This window comes from Paenibacillus sp. HGF5 (assembly GCF_000204455.1).
Lineage (GTDB): Bacteria > Bacillota > Bacilli > Paenibacillales > Paenibacillaceae > Paenibacillus_AQ > Paenibacillus_AQ lautus_A.
Window position 1 is genome coordinate 1 of sequence record NZ_AEXS01000181.1, and the last position, 901, is coordinate 901.

At 45.2% G+C, this 901-nt stretch carries 1 pseudogene; it reads left to right on the forward strand.

What is annotated here, in order from left to right:
• Nucleotides 1-505, forward strand: a pseudogene (locus HMPREF9412_RS31050) (LysM peptidoglycan-binding domain-containing protein); the annotation flags it as partial.
• Nucleotides 506-901 lie beyond the last annotated feature (396 nt).

Consider the following 901-nt stretch of genomic DNA (forward strand, 5'->3'; position numbering starts at 1 on the left):
TGGTTATGTTCCGTCTCCTTGCGGATGCCATGGGGGAGAAATAGGGGCGCACCATCACATGCCGCATTTCGGGTACCCACAACATGGACATCGTCCGTACGCGCCTGACATGGGGGCACCGTATCAGCCGTGGCAGGGGGGGATGAACTACAATTCTTGGGCATACGGCTCTCCGTCTGCACCTATGGGAACACATGGAGCCTATCCTTCATTTGTAAATCCATATGAACCGAACTGGAATGATCGGCAAAATGATCAGCCGATCGATTCCGAATTCAATGCTGCAGCTCCTTTCGAAACAAAGCAAAGCAATGTGACGGTTAGCAGTGAATTTGAAAACGGTACGGGGCCATCCATATCCGGAGAGGCCGCCATTGAAGAAAGTAACAAGTCGAAAGCCAAAGTCCATCGTCAGCAAGCCAAAACAGGACCGGCAGCCAAGAAATCGCGCAAGCCGCAATCTTCTGCTAAAACCAAGCGCGACAATCCTTGGATCAGGGGTTAAATCATTATGTTGTGACTATAGTTGAACAAGAGGGGGCCGATTTTCGGTCTCTTTTTGTTTGCTGTATGATGTATAGTCTATAAATCTCTTCATCGTTAGCAGGCAATATAAAAGAAATATTATTTGGAAAAAATTATGTATTGCCTTCGAATCGAAAAATATGATACATTATAAATCCAGTCGCGAAACGCAAGGTTGCGCTGGAACAGAGGTCAGCCGAGAGTGATGAATGGACATTAAAAACTTTCTAAAAAAACCTCTTGCATTATCGAAACAAACATGATATATTATAAGAGTTGCTGATGCGAACGAGATTCGCTGGTGACGAAGAAGTTGATCTTTGAAAACTGAACAACGAGTGAGTGAAACGAACCACTTCGGTGGGGAGTTGAAATA